Source organism: Pseudobutyrivibrio sp. OR37 (assembly GCF_900113655.1).
Taxonomy (GTDB): domain Bacteria; phylum Bacillota; class Clostridia; order Lachnospirales; family Lachnospiraceae; genus Pseudobutyrivibrio.
Genome location: NZ_FOQF01000008.1, coordinates 42,569 through 59,503 on the forward strand (window position 1 = coordinate 42,569; position 16,935 = coordinate 59,503).

Annotated in this window: 14 protein-coding genes; 1 reads left to right on the plus strand and 13 read right to left on the minus strand. The window is 40.5% G+C overall.

Features of this window, described 5'->3' with window-relative positions; translation table 11 throughout:
- Positions 1–169: 169 nt before the first annotated feature.
- The 9 genes from BM097_RS05620 to pepF all read right to left on the minus strand — a co-directional run bounded on the left by BM097_RS05620 (position 170) and on the right by pepF (position 11,727).
- Positions 170–1,027 carry an undecaprenyl-diphosphate phosphatase gene (locus BM097_RS05620; protein ID WP_207647029.1) on the minus strand — a complete coding sequence of 286 codons (858 nt, stop codon included), beginning with the start codon at positions 1,025–1,027 and terminating at the stop codon, positions 170–172.
- Between the two features lie 63 nt (positions 1,028–1,090).
- Complete coding sequence (locus BM097_RS05625; protein ID WP_090546913.1) at positions 1,091–1,771, minus strand: GTP pyrophosphokinase; 681 nt, start codon at positions 1,769–1,771, stop codon at positions 1,091–1,093.
- Between the two features lie 92 nt (positions 1,772–1,863).
- Positions 1,864–3,228 carry an MATE family efflux transporter gene (locus BM097_RS05630; protein ID WP_090546778.1) on the minus strand — a complete coding sequence of 455 codons (1,365 nt, stop codon included), beginning with the start codon at positions 3,226–3,228 and terminating at the stop codon, positions 1,864–1,866.
- A 50-nt stretch (positions 3,229–3,278) separates the two neighbouring features.
- Positions 3,279–3,542, minus strand: a complete 264-nt coding sequence (locus tag BM097_RS05635; protein WP_090546780.1) for a hypothetical protein — start codon at positions 3,540–3,542, stop codon at positions 3,279–3,281.
- Positions 3,543–3,574: 32 nt separating this feature from the next.
- Complete coding sequence (locus BM097_RS05640) at positions 3,575–4,087, minus strand: HAD family hydrolase (RefSeq protein WP_090546782.1); 513 nt, start codon at positions 4,085–4,087, stop codon at positions 3,575–3,577.
- 188 nt (positions 4,088–4,275) lie between these two features.
- The gene (locus BM097_RS05645; RefSeq protein ID WP_090546784.1) at positions 4,276–5,082 is read right to left on the minus strand and encodes a TrmH family RNA methyltransferase; all 807 of its coding nucleotides are present in this window, start codon (positions 5,080–5,082) and stop codon (positions 4,276–4,278) included.
- Positions 5,063–6,052, minus strand: a complete 990-nt coding sequence (gene pfkA / locus BM097_RS05650) for a 6-phosphofructokinase (RefSeq protein WP_090546786.1) — start codon at positions 6,050–6,052, stop codon at positions 5,063–5,065. The genes BM097_RS05645 and pfkA overlap by 20 nt, the downstream gene beginning before the upstream one ends.
- A gap of 129 nt (positions 6,053–6,181) precedes the next feature.
- Positions 6,182–9,694 (minus strand): DNA polymerase III subunit alpha, encoded by a 3,513-nt coding sequence (locus BM097_RS05655; protein ID WP_090546788.1) that lies wholly within the window; start codon positions 9,692–9,694, stop codon positions 6,182–6,184.
- A 236-nt stretch (positions 9,695–9,930) separates the two neighbouring features.
- The gene (pepF, locus tag BM097_RS05660; protein WP_090546790.1) at positions 9,931–11,727 is read right to left on the minus strand and encodes an oligoendopeptidase F; all 1,797 of its coding nucleotides are present in this window, start codon (positions 11,725–11,727) and stop codon (positions 9,931–9,933) included.
- 125 nt (positions 11,728–11,852) lie between these two features.
- On the opposite strand from pepF, the gene BM097_RS05665 reads away from it, so the two are divergent.
- Complete coding sequence (locus tag BM097_RS05665) at positions 11,853–12,215, plus strand: hypothetical protein (RefSeq protein WP_090546792.1); 363 nt, start codon at positions 11,853–11,855, stop codon at positions 12,213–12,215.
- On the opposite strand, the gene BM097_RS05670 is transcribed toward BM097_RS05665, so the two are convergent.
- The 4 genes from BM097_RS05670 to BM097_RS05685 all read right to left on the minus strand — a co-directional run bounded on the left by BM097_RS05670 (position 12,212) and on the right by BM097_RS05685 (position 16,867).
- Positions 12,212–13,747: a DHH family phosphoesterase gene (locus BM097_RS05670; protein ID WP_090546794.1), complete on the minus strand. Its 1,536-nt coding sequence runs from the start codon at positions 13,745–13,747 to the stop codon at positions 12,212–12,214. The two genes, BM097_RS05665 and BM097_RS05670, sit on opposite strands and share 4 nt — an antisense overlap.
- 111 nt (positions 13,748–13,858) lie before the next feature.
- On the minus strand, positions 13,859–14,977 hold the full coding sequence (locus BM097_RS05675; RefSeq protein WP_090546797.1) for a family 8 glycosyl hydrolase: 1,119 nt from the start codon (positions 14,975–14,977) through the stop codon (positions 13,859–13,861).
- A 3-nt stretch (positions 14,978–14,980) separates the two neighbouring features.
- Positions 14,981–15,883 carry a carbohydrate ABC transporter permease gene (locus tag BM097_RS05680; RefSeq protein WP_090546915.1) on the minus strand — a complete coding sequence of 301 codons (903 nt, stop codon included), beginning with the start codon at positions 15,881–15,883 and terminating at the stop codon, positions 14,981–14,983.
- Positions 15,884–15,949: 66 nt separating this feature from the next.
- Positions 15,950–16,867: an ABC transporter permease gene (locus BM097_RS05685; RefSeq protein WP_090546799.1), complete on the minus strand. Its 918-nt coding sequence runs from the start codon at positions 16,865–16,867 to the stop codon at positions 15,950–15,952.
- Positions 16,868–16,935 lie beyond the last annotated feature (68 nt).

Here is a 16,935-nt window from a genome sequence, read left to right on the forward strand (position 1 = left end):
ATTGGCATGAACCGCTAGGATGGCGGTTCAAGTGCGTAAGCAACACGATGTTGCATGGAGCACGGTGCCTATATATGAGAAACCCACTTTTTTAATTTTACTTAGCGAGTGTAGTGGCAAATAAGATAGGGCCTAGAGCCTTTCTCGACATGTCACTCAGCCTAAGGTATTAGCCGATTAAACCTGCGATGCCGCAGACAACGACGATAACGCCAAGGATGATTCGGTACCATCCAAACACCTTGAAATCGTGCTTCTTGATGTAGCTCATTAGGAACTTGATTACGAACATTGATACTGCGAAGGCTACTACCATACCAACAAGAAGAATGGCTGCTTCCATGCCTGTGAATGAAAATCCGAACTTAAGGATTTTAAGAAGGCTGGCGCCAAACATTACAGGGATTGCAAGGTAAAAGGTGTACTCTGCTGCAACTGTACGTGAAACTCCGATTAAAAGGGCGCCTACGATAGTTGCTCCTGAACGTGATGTACCAGGAAAAATAGCAGCGATAAGCTGGAACATACCAATTAAAAATGCTGTTGTGTATGTGATATCTGCTACTGCGTTAATCTTAGCGCTGTGGCCAGATTTCATATTTTCAACTACGATAAATGCTACACCAAAAATGATAAGCATGATTGCTACTGTAGTGTAGTTGTAGAAAAGTGCTTCAAAAACATCATCCCAAAGGAGTCCTACGATGGCTGCTGGAACGCAAGAAACCAGAATGTGGAACCAAAGTACGAAAATATCTGTCTTAATCCATGCTCCGATGCCACTCTTTGTTAAAGGTGCCTTGTTGTTCTTTTTACCAAATGGCCAAATCTGATTCCAGAAAATAAGAACTACTGCAAGGATTGCGCCAAGCTGAATAACTACCTGGAACATGCTGTAGAATTCTTCTGAAACGTCAAGCTTAACGATTTCGTCTAAAAGAATCATGTGGCCTGTGCTACTGATTGGGAGCCATTCTGTGATACCCTCAACAATACCAAATAATATAGCTTTTAATATCTCTAACATAAAATTATCCTCCATAAAAAAAAATGAACTGTCGTTATACACGACAGCTCATATTATATTACATTAAATATTTTCTTTCCAGTTGTTCTTGTGGCGCTGCTCAGCCTTGAGTTTCTCTTCCTCTTGGTGCTTCGTTTGCATGATAGCCTCATTCAACTGAAGCATCTTGGTATCCATCATTGAAACGATTTCAGAACACTCTCTTAAATCGCGGCTGATATAATCTGGTGCATTACCCTCGAACTTGTAGTAGATTTTGTGCTCTAAGCTTGCCCAGAAATCCATGCCGATGGTACGTATTTGAATTTCTACCTTTGTATCAACTGTCTTGTCTGACAGATAGATAGGAATAGTAACAAGCATGTGATAGCTCTTATAACCAGATATCTTTGGATTTTTAATATAATCCTTGATAGAGATAACAGTAACATCTGCCTGGCGGCCAATCATTTCTGCTATCTGGTAAATATCCGATGTGAAGGAGCATACAATTCTGACACCTGCAATATCGTTACAATGCTCAATCATATTTGGGATAGAGATTTCATAGCCATTTTTCTTGAGCTTTTTAACAATACTTTCTGGAGTTTTTACTCTAGTTTTTATGTATTCAATTGGATTATATTGATGTACTTGCTGAAATTCGTCGTTTAGAATCTCAACCTTGGTACGAAATTTTTTAATAGCTGATTCATAAAGTAGCATGACAGTGTTCCATGAATTAACCCCGTCATCAGGAAACATTCCTATATCCAAAAAGAATCACCTCCCCGTTTTTATTACAAATATATAATACCATAAAACCACAAAAAATTTTATTAAGTCTTTATTAATTTTTAGTTATGCCAAACATGCTGTGTATCGTAAGCGTGGGTCCAATCCTGTGTTAAAAGCCATATCGTAAATACGATAGTTGAGCATGCCCATGTAAGAGGATAACACCAGCTGATAGTGGTAAACTTTGGAATGTAATGTACTGCGATAGTTACATATACAATTCTAACTCCACACCAGAAGGTAAGCATGGTAACCATTGGGATTATTGATTTCCCTGCCCCTCGCATTACACCTGCTGCACAATGTGAATATGCCAGCAGACAATAGAAAAATGCACATGTGGCAACCTGCATATGACCAAATAAAATATCCTTAGGGTTCTTTATAAATATACTTAGAAGTGGATCTGCAAACAGATAGAAGGCAAGACCTATCACCTCTGCCAGCACCACACCTACAATAATGCTAAATCTGGCTCCCTTTTTAGCTCTATCATACTGGCGAGCACCAAGATTCTGGCTAATAAATGTAGGCACTGCCATTGAAATACTGTTGATAGGCAAGAATACAAAGCCTTCAATCTTTGCATAGGCTCCCATACCGTTCATAGCGTGTGGACCAAAGGCATTGATGTTTTTCTGAACAACAATATTTCCAATTGAGATTACGGAATTCTGTAATCCCATAGGAAGTCCCTGTACAAGAATCTGATGAATAATCCTTGGATGCCAAATAAAAATCTTCGATAGCTTAACACCTGTGTAGTCATCGGTGCGAAGCAATCTAATGAAGCATAGTAGTGCTGATAATCCCTGTGAAATAACAGTAGCTGCTGCGGCACCAACTACACCAGTGTGCAAGTAAGCAACAAATAGCAAATCCAAGCCAACATTTATCACAGAAGATATAAGCAGATAAATAAGTGGATGGAAGCTGTCTCCCACAGAACGCATTATGTTCATAAAGGTGTTGTATAAAACGATAGTTGCTATACCACCAAAATAGATTCTAAAATACTGCAAGCTATATGGCAGTACCTCAGCTGGTGTATCTATTATTCGAAGCATAAATGGAACAAATATCAATCCAATAACAGTAGCTACAGCAGAACAAATAAGAGCAAAAAGTACGTTGCTGTGAATAGAATTTACAACATTCTCCTTATCTCCTGCGCCAAAATATCTACTGATGATAATTCCACCACCAGCTCCCATGCCGCCGAAAAATCCAACAATAAAAAAGCTCAAAGCACCGCCAGAGCTAATGGCTGCAAATGCATTACTTTCTGCAAAATTTCCTACAACCCAAGCATCAGCTATATTATAAAGCTGCTGCAAAAGTTGACCAATAAAAAGGGGGATGCAAAACTGAATCATCCCCCTTACAATTGAACCATTTAACAAATCAACCGATTTTTTATTCATAAGTACCTCTTCAGTCAGCTAGCGCTGACAGCTTCCCTTCATGGTGAAGCCTAATCTTCTTCTATAATGTGAATCTCTAAGTAATCAAATGGAATCTCGTCAACAAAATTGTCGCTACTAAATCTGGCTTTTCCGTGGCGTTTGAACTCTCTGATAGTGGAATCCAGCCAAACCGGTTTACTTGTATCAAACTCATAACACGCCTTATCTACAGCATTAAAAATCTTATGTGTGCGAGTATCTTCCGATTCATCCTCCACCATAAAATCATGCAGCATGTGATTATCTTTCCATGATTTAAACCATATACGCATAACATTATCCTCTAAGCATTTCAAAAATCCTATTACCTAGGTAAATTTTTTATATGCTCTGCTCTCTTAATTATTTTATCTTTCCAATCATCATCCTGGGCATCAAGCTGATATGTTTTGAAGCCATACTGTGGCCCCATTGTGCATACCACACTTTCGTCATCAATATGCAGTGATATGCGATATCTGCTTGGCAGCTTCTGTGGAAGTATCATTTTGTTGTCTCTTTGTACTTCCTTCAAATGACGTTGAGCGTTTATTATACCATCAAAATGAATTTTGTAGTGCTTAAAAAGTCCTTTTATATATCTTTCTGTTCTAAAAGAAGATGTATAAACCCATACCTCGTAGCCCAGGGCCTGCAGCTCATTAATAAGCTCCGGCGTGCCTAATCTAAGTCTTTCCTTGTAAATATGATTGAACGGAAAATGTAAAGGTTTCTCTGTCTTATGAGTTTGAGGAGATACAAATAATACCTCATCCAAATCAAATGATACCCTCATCTTTTCATTATGTTCTTTTTGTCGAAGCCCTTTTAATGTCATACCCCTGGCCATCCTTATACATTAAGTCCCTTTATGATGTCGATTACTGCTTTAGACCAATTATCCTTATCTGCGATATCATATTCAAAAAAGTCTTTTGCAATATTATCAATCATTAATACTATATATAATATATCGGTTTATATAAAAAATAAATGCCAATTTACATTGACATTTATCCCTTAAATTTATTTTCTTTGCCTATGTGTCTCATACATAAGAAGACTCGCAGCAACCGACGCATTAAGAGATTCCAACTGTCCCTCCATAGGAATCTTAAGATAGCTTGTAGCTAATTCTGACATTTCATCAGAAAGACCATTTCCTTCATTTCCAATCATGAAAGCTGTAGGCCCAGTGAAATCCATTTCGTCGTAATAGCGATCCCCTTTTAAATGCGCAGCGTAAACTGATACGCTATGTTCATTTTCCAAGGTCTGAATTGTAGCTGCCAAATCTTTCACTATAATGTGTGGCACTCTAAAAATACTGCCCATGGTAGAACGCACAACCTTTGGTGAATACATATCCACCGAAGTAGAATTGATAATAATTCCTGTAGCGCCTGCACCTTCTGCAGTACGAATGATAGTGCCCATATTACCAGGATCCTGCAAAGTCTCAAGAATAATTACATGAGCAGGCTTATCAAGCCCCTTACCTAGCACATCCTCTAAAGTGAAATCCTGCATCTTAACAACAGCAAGCACGCCCTGTGGTGTCACTGTGTCACACATCAATTTGAATACATTTGCTGTAACCTCTTCTAAAGGTGCATGTGGAGCCTTTTCGATGATGTCGTTTATAAACTCCTTGCCCTCTACTGAAGCCGCAAAGCCTTCAATGTAATAAACAGCAGAAAGAAGCTCTCCTGGAACCTCCAGAACAGCCCTGATTCCCTCAACCACAAAAAGCCTTTGAGCTTTACGCTCTCTGGCTTTTTTGTTAAGTGCAATTATATTTTTGATTTGATTGTTATTCGTACTTGTAATCATTGTTCAAAGATTTGCAAAGTGAGTACTGATACTCGTCAACGTCCTTCTTCATAGCAAGTGCCTCGTCAATATCGAAATCAACGAACTCACCATGTCTGTAACCAACTACGCGGTTTGTCTTACCTTCGCAAAGAAGGTCAACTGCCATAGCACCCATTGTAGATGCGTATACACGATCCTTACATGTAGGTGAACCACCACGCTGCATGTGACCAAGGATAGTAGCACGTGTCTCAATACCTGTAGCTGCTTCAATACGCTTAGCCATAGATGTTGAATGACCGATACCCTCAGCATTGATAATGATATGATGCTGCTTACCCTTCTTACGGCCTTCGATGATATGGTTAACAAGCTTCTGCTCATCATAATCATATCTCTCTGGAAGAAGAACATCCTCAGCACCATTAGCGATACCACACCATAAAGCGATGTAACCAGCGCCACGACCCATTACCTCGATGATAGAGCAACGCTCGTGTGATGTAGATGTATCACGAACCTTATCGATAGCTTCCATAGCTGTGTTAACAGCTGTATCAAAACCGATAGTATATTCTGTACATGCGATATCAAGATCGATAGTACCTGGAAGACCGATTGTGTTAATTCCATACTTAGAAATCTTCTGAGCACCCTTAAAAGAACCGTCACCACCGATAACAACAAGGCCATCGATACCTGCAGCGATTGCATTCTTAGCAGCCTTCTCCTGATACTCAGGATTAAGCATCTCTAAACAACGAGCTGTCTGAAGAATAGTACCGCCTCGCTGAATAGTCTCAGAAACGCTATGTGCGTTCATATCTATAATCTCACCAGATAATAATCCGGCGTAGCCTCTTCTAATACCTTTAACTTTCTTACCTCTAGCAATAGCCTGACGAACAACTGCACGGATAGCAGCATTCATACCAGGAGCATCACCGCCGGATGTAAGAACACCAATTGTGGTTACTTTATCTGCCATTTTGATAAATCCTCCTAAAATAAATCCCTCTTTATAATAATTCCATCCTATTTTATCCTCTTTTGGCACCGTTTTCAATATAAAACATGCAAAAAAACTAAGCTCATTTACACTATTTTTTAATTATTTTTAGTAGCGGCGGCGTGTTTTTTCGAATTCAATCTTTTTATCCACAGTCTTGACGTTTTCTTCGCCGAATAATCCACGAAGTGCGGCAAGGTTATTCTCGGAAGCGGATAAGCTGCAGTTGGCTCCCATGCGCTTTACAGCTTTTTCTTCTGTAAGGTAGATTATGAGGGCATCGTTTCCATCCATCTGGCGGATGGTCTCTAGAAGTTTGGCTTCTGCGACGTTGTAGGCATCCTTGTTGGAAAACTGAATCCAGATTTCACGGGCGCAATCATCAAAGGATTTGATATCATCGCATATCAGCTTGGCGCCTCGTTCATCTTCGTTTTGAACGTGTCCCTTGATGAATATCTTATTTCCTTCTGCCAAAAGTGCTCTGGATTTTTCAAAGCTGTTAGGGAATATGATTACCTCAAGTGGACCAGTTAAGTCTTCAATGTGGATAAATGCCATGGCTTTGCCGTTCTTTGTGTATTTAATGGTAGAATCCATGATGATTCCACCCACTACAACCTCGGCGCCATCCTTGATGGTAGCGTAGGCTTCTTCCATCTGTCCATTAGCCTCGTCGTCTGCATCTGCAGATGACATAAACTCGCTGGCATGGGCAGTAACATTCTTTTCTAAAACTGGGATATAGTCATCAAGTGGATGGCCACTAACATATACTCCCATCAATTCCTTTTCGAAGGCCAAAAGTAATTCCTTTGGGAATTCATCTGCCTCAGGAAGTGAAATCTTAAGAGCTTCCTTCTGTTCCTCGTCAGCAAAATCAAACAGAGTCATCTGACCTGCCATGGAATTCTTTTTAGAATGATTTACAGAATCCATAATCTGCTGATAAATGAGTACCTTCTGACGTCGGTTACCCTCTAAGGAATCTAGTGCTCCTGCTTTTATCAGATTTTCTACTGTACGCTTGTTGGCATCATATTTGCTTACACGATTTATGAAGTCCTCAAGGTCTCGGTAAAGGCCATATTTTTCACGTTCTTCAATGATAGAAAGGACTGTGCTGCCACCAACCGATTTGATAGCAGAAAGACCATATCTAATATTTCCATTATCTACGGAAAAATCTGCTTCTCCATAATTTACATCAGGTGGAAGAAGCTTTATTCCAGCCTCACGACATTCTGCAATGTATTCAGCAATCTTTGTACTGCTGTTAAGTACAGAGGTCATGAGTGAAGCCATATATTCTAGTGGATAATACTTTTTCAAATATGCTGTCTGCACAGCAACATAAGAATATGCTACGGCGTGAGACTTGTTAAAACCGTACTCAGCGAAAGGCATAAGCTGATCAAATAGCCAGCCTGCATCTGCCTCGCCTATTCCATTAGTTTCCTGACAACCCTGAACGAAGGCTGGACGCTCTGCTGCCAACTTGTCACGCTTCTTCTTGCTCATGAATCGTCTAACGTTATCCGCACGTCCCATGGTGAAGCCTGCGCAGGTAGTCATAATCTGCATAACCTGCTCCTGATAAACAGGGAAGCCGTAGGTATCAGAAAGCACATCCTTAAGTATTGGGAACTTCTCAATAAATGGTGATTGCTTTCCAGTGTTTTTACATTCGATGATATTAGGAATGAAATCCATTGGTCCTGGTCTGTAGACTGCATTGGCAAGGACTAAATCCCCAATATGCGTTGGATTAAGCTGCTTTAACAGGCCCTTCATTCCAGAGGATTCAAACTGGAATACACCCTCTGTTTTGCCTTCTGCAAAAAGCTCCATCACGGCAGGATCGTTGTAATCAATTTCGTGCATATCAAGCTTGATGTTGTAGTTCTTTTCTACCTGCTTGATAGTGTCACTTATAACTGTAAGGTTTCGAAGGCCGAGGAAATCCATCTTTAACAGACCGATAGCCTCGATAACTTCCTTTTCGTACTGGGTGATGATTACATCGCCCTTTCCAAGGGCAAGTGGCATGTATTCTACTGTAGGCTTGCCGGAAATAACAACACCTGCTGCATGCACACCAGTGTTACGTGGCAATCCCTCTAAGCTCTTACATATATCAAGCAGCTGACGAACCTGGTCGTCACTGTCATAGATAGCCTTAAGCTCGGGGCTGTAGGCTAGGGCTGTTTCGATGGTAACCTTCTTTTCAGGGATAGCATCTGGAATCAGCTTTTTAATACTATTTGTAAAAGGAATAGGAAGGCCCATTACTCTTCCTACATCCTGAACTACGCTCTTTGGCTTTAGTGTACCAAATGTAACAATCTGGGTAACGCAATCATCCCCGTATTTCTTACGGACATAATCGATTACCTCTTCACGGCCTTCTGGATCGAAGTCCGTATCAATATCAGGCATGGATACACGCTCTGGATTGAGGAATCGCTCGAATACCAGCTTGTATTCCATAGGATCAATATCTGTAATGCCTGTAGTGTAACTGATAAGTGAACCAGCGGCCGAGCCTCTACCTGGTCCTACTGGAATGCCATGGGTTCTGGCATAATTTATAAAATCCCACACAATAAGGAAATACTCTACATATCCCATTTCCTTGATGGTATTAAGCTCGTAGGTAAGGCGCTGCTCGTACTGAGTAGATTTATCACCATAGCGCTCCTTCAAGCCATCAAAGCAAAGCTTATTTAAATATGTCCAGGCATCATAGCCCTCTGGAACATCAAAAGGTGGAAGGCCTGCAATATGATATTTAATCTCCACATTACATCTGTCTGCTATCTCCTGAGTGCGATAAACAGCCTCCTTTGCATAAGGGAACAGCTCCAGCATTTCCTCCTCAGACTTAACATAGAACTCCTCTGTCTCGAAGCGCATTCTATCTTCGTCCTCTAATCTAGCAGCTGTCTGAATACAAAGAAGTACATCATGGCTATATGCATCCTCTTTATTTGTATAGTGGCAATCGTTTGTGGCTACCAAAGGAATGCCAGTCTCCCTTGAAAGACGAAGCAGGCCCTGGTTAACATTCTTTTGTTCAGCAATACCATGGTCCTGCATCTCCAGAAAATAGTTATCCTTGCCGAAGCAATCTCTATACTGGATAGCTACCTTTTTAGCCTCTTCATAATCACCACGATTTAGGGCGCGGGCTACCTCACCAGCAAGACATGCTGATAGGCAGATGAGCCCCTCATGATACTTTTCAATAGTCTCGAAATCTACACGTGGCTTATAGTAAAAGCCATCCACGTAACCTATAGAGACAATCTTCATAAGATTGTGGTAGCCTACATCATTTTCTGCAAGCAAAATAAGGTGATAGTATCTATCCTCACCTTTAACCATTTCTCTATCAAATCTTGAGCCTGGAGCCACATAGACTTCGCAGCCAATAACTGGCTTCAGTCCCTGGGCCATACACTCATCATAAAATTTGGTTACACCATACATATTGCCATGATCTGTGATGGCTGCGGCGGTCATGCCCATATCGAGACACTTCTTAACATAAGCCTTTATCTTGTTGGAGCCATCCAATAGCGAATACTCTGTATGGGTGTGTAAATGTACAAAACTCATAAAACCTCTAGTCCGCAAGAATCAGTAACAAGTGCTCCTAGTTTTCCGTGCTCCCGGAAGCCATCTCCCATTGCAGTCAAGGGAACCTCCCTAAAGGGTCCCTCCTTAACTACATGGGGCCCTCTTCCTCGCGCTCGCCTAGGTTATGCACACTTGTTACTTTCTCGCTCATATAAATAATTGTAGATTCTTGTTTTTCATCAGCAAAACAGGAATGAACCATAAACTAAATGACGTTATACTAATGTCTCCAATTCACGTACAATTTCGCCCATCTTACGGAGGGCTGATTCGATTGGAGCTGGAGTGGTTAGGTCTACGCCAGCGATTTTGAGAAGCTCTACTGGGGCGTCTGTGCAGCCTGATGATAGGAACTTCTTGTAGCGAGCTACGGCTGGCTCGCCTTCTTTTAGAATCATTTCTGCGATGGCTACAGCAGCGCAGAAGCTGGTAGCGTACTGATATACGTAGAAATTGTAGTAGAAGTGAGGGATACGTGCCCACTCGTATGCAATTTCATCGTCAGAAATCATATCTGGTCCATAATAACGTGCGTTTATGTCCTTATATAGGGACGATAAATTTTCAGCGTTAAGGCTCTCTCCCTTTTCTACCATTTCATTTGTAATCTTTTCAAATTCAGCGAACTGAGTCTGACGATATACTGTGCCCTTGAAGCTATCAAGGTAGTGGTTGAGAAGGTACGCCTTTTCCTTTTTGTCAGTGCAGTTCTTAAGTAAATACTCTAATAAAAGGATTTCGTTACAGGTAGATGCTACCTCGGCAACGAAAATCTTGTAGTGTGAGTAGATAAATGGCTGTGCTTCATTTGAATAGTGGCTGTGCATGCTGTGGCCCATTTCGTGAGCTGTTGTAAACATATCATCGAAGGTATCGTGATAGTTTAAAAGCATGTATGGGTGAACGCCATAGGCTGTGTCAGAATAAGCGCCACCACGCTTGCCCTTGTTCTCATAAACATCAATCCATCTGTTTGCAAAGCCTTCCTTAAGAAGCGCAACATAATCATCACCTAACACTGAAAGTGCCTTGCAGATTGTCTCCTGAGCCTCCTTGTAGGTTACCTTCTTTGCAGCATCTGCAATCATAGGTGTGTAAATATCGTACATATGAAGCTCGTCTACACCTAAGCACTTCTTACGAAGTGATACATAAGCATGTAATTTATCTAAATTCGCATTTACGGTTTTAACTAAGTTATCGTAAACCTCTGGCGAAACATTGTTTGCATCAACAGCTGCCTTAAGATTTGAATCGTAGTTTCTAACGCGTGAGTAGAACATACGCTGCTTAACCTCACCGCTGTAAGAAGCTGCGAAGGTATTTAAGTAGCCCTTCATTGTGCCATAGTAGGTCTTGAAAGCTTCCTCTCTTACACGTCTGTCTGCAGACATTAAATATGGAACAAGGCTTCCGTTTGTAAGAGCAGCCTCTTCACCATTTTCATCCTTGATGTTAGGGAATGTAAGGTCGATATTTGTAAATGCCTCGTACACTTCGCCTGGTGTATTTGCCATTTCTGCTGTCATAGCAACAACCTTTTCCATCTCTGCTGAAAGAGTGTGATTCTTTAATCTTTGAATTTCCTTAATCTGCTTCTTATATAAATCAAGGCCTGCCTCTTCCTTATAGAATTCTTCAAGCTTTGCGCTATCGCAGGCTAATATTTCAGGTGTGATGAAGGACAAATCTGATTCCATTTTTGCATACATAGAAACCATCTTCTGATTCATGCTTCTATGCTTTGAATTGCCCTGATCCTGATCGAAAAGTCTTGCTGAGTAAAAATATGCTCTTTCTAATTTTTCCTCAGCTGCTGCTGTCTGCTCTAATACTGAAAGAAGTGTAGTGGCACTTTCGCATACCTTGCCCTCAAACTTAACAATCTCAGCTATCTTCTCTTCGAGTACTTTTAAATCTGCTTCCCATAAAGCTTCTGTTTCATAAATATCATTCACATTCCAGGTATCTTCTACCTTTACCTGGTCTCTGGACATTAATTCCTTTGCCATTATTCTTCCTCCAATAATTAATTTCAAATAGTACAATCTTTCACTATTCTATCACAGTTTCTTCAAAGATACATTGTATTCTAATAATACTTACTGTGAAAATTTTTATCGATTAGGAGGGCGCCATGGCAGGTAGAGAAGATCTGATTAAAGGATTAAGTCAAGCTATGAATAATAACAAAGAGGACGAACTTGGTCGACAGTTTTTCGCTGATACAAACACATTGATGACTGGTGCAGCTGGTGGAAATGTGGAAGTAAGCGTGGTGGTTTCCAAGGCTGAATTTGCCCGAATTGCAAGTGGCGTCGTGAAATATCATGTAACAAATAGACGTGGTATTGAGGATGGAAATGATATTACCTTTAACGAGGTAGAGGATGATGGCTTCACCCAGACAGGCCACAAGCTGACTAAGAGAGTACTTGATGTAAAATCTTATTTGCAGATTGAAGGCCTGAAGGATGGCTTTTCCGTCGTTGCTTTTTAAACCATATCAAAAATCTTTTCGAAGAGTTCCCGTTCGAAAATTAATATTTCGGAGGTGTCCCCTTCTAACACGCCAATGTAATCACCAGGCTTTCCCAGAAGATAATGTTCTGGATCATGCTTGGTGAATACCTTGGTTCTATTATTCAATTCTTTTGCAAACATCATACTATTGCCTGAAGTAACACAGCTGTGGGCAAAAGGCAAAATTTCTATTGTTCTTCCATCAATATCTCTTCTAATGGTAGGAATGTAATCACCAGGATAAACATATTCAGAAGAATCCACTTTAAAATATTTATCAAACAGGCTTCTGCTAATGGCTGATACCTCGCCTCGAATACCAATAACGATAATAGTATCCTCTTGAACATGAATTTTAACATCACCCTGAATAGTACGGATGACAGCTTTAGTGCCTACTGGTAAAACATCTGTAGCGACTACATAGCCTGCCTTTAGGGACTTTCTAACATAGCGCTTCATGCCTGTAATATCTACATTATAATCGCCTGCGTAGATAATATCATTGTTGTAGAAGTAATCCTGCATTCTGCTGCGGAAGAACTGCTGAATGCAAGGTGGATTGTAATCCAGCTCCTGAATCTCCAGAAGCTTTCTTTGGATGGAACCGCCAGCCTTTATAAGGTGGCCACCACCATTTCCTACACCCTCGCAGATAAACTGGGCAAGCTCATCCGCCTTGACCTCCTTGACGCAGCTGCGCACAGAGATTTTGATGCCGCTTTCGTGGATGGAATAAACAAGACAGCATTCAACATCCTCAACCTCAAGAAGCATATCTGAAATAATGCCAAGTACATTAGGATCACAAGGATCGGTCTTGACAATGGCGTAATGATTATCACGATAATATTCTGAACCAAGGAGGGCTATTCCGGCTATGCGAAGCTCCTCCTGGGATATATTTGAATTTTTAAATTTGGTAATGATGGATGAGCTGATTTTAAGCTCATCGCGCATATCCATATCGACAGGATGATGCAGCTCGGAGAAATTGTTGCTATCGGTAAGGAGGCCGTAATATAAGGCTGTAGCAAGCTTGATATCGTGATTTACATCCAAGCCCTCTGCCCTAAGCATATCCCAAACAACAGTGGCACAGCTGGCCTGATAAGAGCGCACCTCTGACAATACAGGCAGTGGTCCTTCCACCTGATGATGGTCTATGATGGCAACCTCCTTCGCCTCGAAGTGCTGAATATTTCCTTCAGAATACTGGCCGTCAACAGTAACCAGCAATTCTGGCAAAGCTCCCTCTGAAAGACCTAGTAATGAAGCCAATTCCTCTTGGGTTCTGACGTGATAAACATCGATACCTAAATCTCCAATCATCAGCTTAAGATTGCTTTTGGCTACCTCGAAATTACCACCGTATACGAACTTGGCGTTTTTGCCAAAGGATTTTAAATATCTAAGAACAGCATAGCCTGATGCAAGAGCATCTGCATCTGGATTGTTGTGACACTGCACTATGATATTGTCAAATTCTAGTAGCTGGGAAAGCTTCATTAAATATTTCCTCCGAATAAAAATAAAAAAGACCCAAAAGTGGGCCAGATAATAGCCTTATCTTCTGAGTCTTATTATAGCATAACCAAAAACATTATATAATGTAACTATTTAATATATCTTATACCTTCCACTTAGGGATAACATGGCAAACATGTACAAGCAATTGTCATAATATCTGCGTTCTCCTGTTCTAAGTGGAGTATTCCAAAATTCTTCGACGGCACGAAGGGCAAACTCTCCATCCGCTGCCAAACTCGCTTGCGCGATTGTGGCAGTCAAGCCAACTGGGTGTAAAGCTGCCCCTTCAAGGATTGTGCCATCTATTTCATATATTCCTCTGTTTTGATCAGAGGGAAGAGTGAAGAAGAAGCGTTGTAAATTGTTTGCAGTCTGTCTGCAAAATTTATCAAAATCGGAATCTTTTGACTCCCACTCATAAGCTAATCCTAAGTTTGCAACTGTACGATAGGCATCACTGTAAAACCAATCGTGACGACCACCAAAATGCTCATGGTCAGGATATGGCTTTCCATCATAGTAGCTATACTCTGGTGAAAGACCTGTAACTGGGTGGCATGCCTTCTTCAAGTATTCTCTACTTGCAGCTGCTGCCTTCTTCCAGAAAGCACTATCCTCTTCATAGCAATTTTCTGCAAACAAATCATAGAAATGTGGTAAATGATATGAGGGGTCTGTGAAATCAAGCCCCGGTACGAACTTGATTAATCCATCATCTGTCCACATGTTATGTCCACCATAGAGCTCCTCATGATGGATGCATGTCCTAAGCAACTCTTTTGCCTGATGGCTGTAGTTATAGATACCTTCGCCATCGCCCCATCTGTGGCTTGCAAAAATGAGTGACATTGCAAAGAATTCCTCTCCGTCAGGAGCTGGTCCAAAAGCATTTTTATTTCCGTCAGTTGCCACTGACCAGGCAAAGTATCCTTTATTTTCTCCCTTATCAAGATACATGTTTGTCATTGCCCAGTTCCAGAGCTGGTCGAATTCTTTTTTCTTGTCAAGCTGGACACACATCATCATGCCATACGAGATTCCCTCGGTACGGGTATCGTTGTTACCCGTATCGATGAGATATCCCATGGAACCGTCTTCTGTGGTGCCATAAAAATTATTACTGCCATAAAAAATCTCATTAAATGTCTCTTCTACGCGAGCATCAATTTCCTCATGAGACTTTCCAATTTCTAAAAAAACATTACGCATGTATTACTCCTTTACACCACCGAGTGTAAGACCAGTTACGAAGTACTTCTGTAAGAATGGATAAATACAAATAATTGGAAGCATTGTTACGATAGTTGCTGCTGCTCTTACAGATGTAGGAGTTACAGAACCTTCACCTGCGTTCTTCATAGCCTCGGCTGATGAGCTCTGGTTAGAAACTGAAGAAAGGAGCTTCATTAACTCGTACTGTAAAGTTGTATACTGTGATGCCATTCTGTTATAAAGCATTGCATCGAACCATGAGTTCCACTGTCCTACAGCTACGAAGAGTGCTACAGTTGCATAAACTGGCTTACATAATGGAGAAATGATTTTTAGGAAGATTGTAGTATAACCAGCTCCATCAAGCTGTGCAGACTCTTCCAAACTGTCAGGAATACCTCTCATATAGGTTCTAATAACTAACATGTTAAAGGCAGAAAGCATTCCAGGAATTACGTATACAGCAAAGCTGTTTGTAAGACCGAGGGATTTAAATAGAAGAAAGGTTGGAATCAATCCACCATTAACATACATTGTAATTACCCAAAACAGTGATACCTGCTTAGCAAAGATAAAGTTCTTACGGCTAACGATAAATGCAAGTATTGCATTTGTTACAAGAGCAAGAGCAGTTCCTATTAAAGTTCTTGCTACAGTAACTACAGCACCTGTAATAAGGTTGTCTTTAGACAAAACTGTCTCATAGTTTTTCCATGTAAACACTCTAGGCCAAAGGTAAATACCACCTCTAAGAGCATCAGTACCATCATTTAATGAAACTGCTAAAGTGTTGAGTACAGGATAAAGTGTAACAACAACAAATATAATCATAAATAAGCCGTTACAAATTCTAAATGCTAAATCGGCACTAGAAATTTTCTTACGCTTTTTAGCTTTTGTCATAGCGACCTCCTTGGTTTTCCCAGTGGCGCGTGTAATATTTAATGTCTGATCCATAATGTGCACCTCCTAGAATAGTCTTTCTTCGCCGTGTTTCTTAGCAATATGGTTAAAGAACACAATAAGAATAATTGAAACCAAACTCTTGAAGATACCTGCTGCAGTACCGATTGAGTAATCGCCCTGGCTGATACCCCATTTTAATACGTAGATATCGATTGTCTGTGATACATTCTGTACAAGACCATTTCCAAGTAAGTACTGAATTTCAAATCCGGCGTTAAGTACGTTACCAACGTTCATAAGTAAAAGAATCATAATAGTTGGCTTAATACCAGGAAGTGTTACGTTCTTAATTTTTGCCCATCTACCTGCACCATCAATAGCTGCTGCTTCATAAAGTGATGGGTCAATAGATGTAATAGCTGCTAAATATATAATTGCATTCCAGCCTGTTTCCTTCCAAACATTTGCGAAAGCAACGATTGGCCAGAAGTATTTTTCGTGAGCAAAGAAGTTGATTGCTTGATCAATCACTCCAAAGTGAAGTAAAAGTGTGTTAATAATACCTGTTCCTGAAAGGGCATCGTGAAGAATACCAGTAACGATAATCCAAGAAAGGAAGTGTGGAAGATAAGAAATAGTCTGAACTACTTTCTTTCCACCCTTGAATGCCATTTCATTTAACAGGATGGCGAATACAATTGCCATTACAAATGTAGAAACAAGATTGATAACTCCCATTGCAAGAGTATTTCGAATTACTCTTATGAATGTTACGTCTGAAAATAATAATTTAAATTTGTCTAATCCAACAAACTCTGAATGTAAAAGACCTGTAACAGGTTTGTAGTTTTGGAATGCCATAAGCCATCCGCAAAGTGGTAGATAATGGAATATAACGCCATAAATAACAATTGCAACAGCCCAGACAATCAGCACTCTTTGGCGTTTAAAGTCGGCCATGGTTAATGATTTTTTAGTCATACTTTCCTCCCAATTTTGATAGAAATATAGCGAGCACCTCTCATAGTGTACCCTTTGATCAGTGCTCG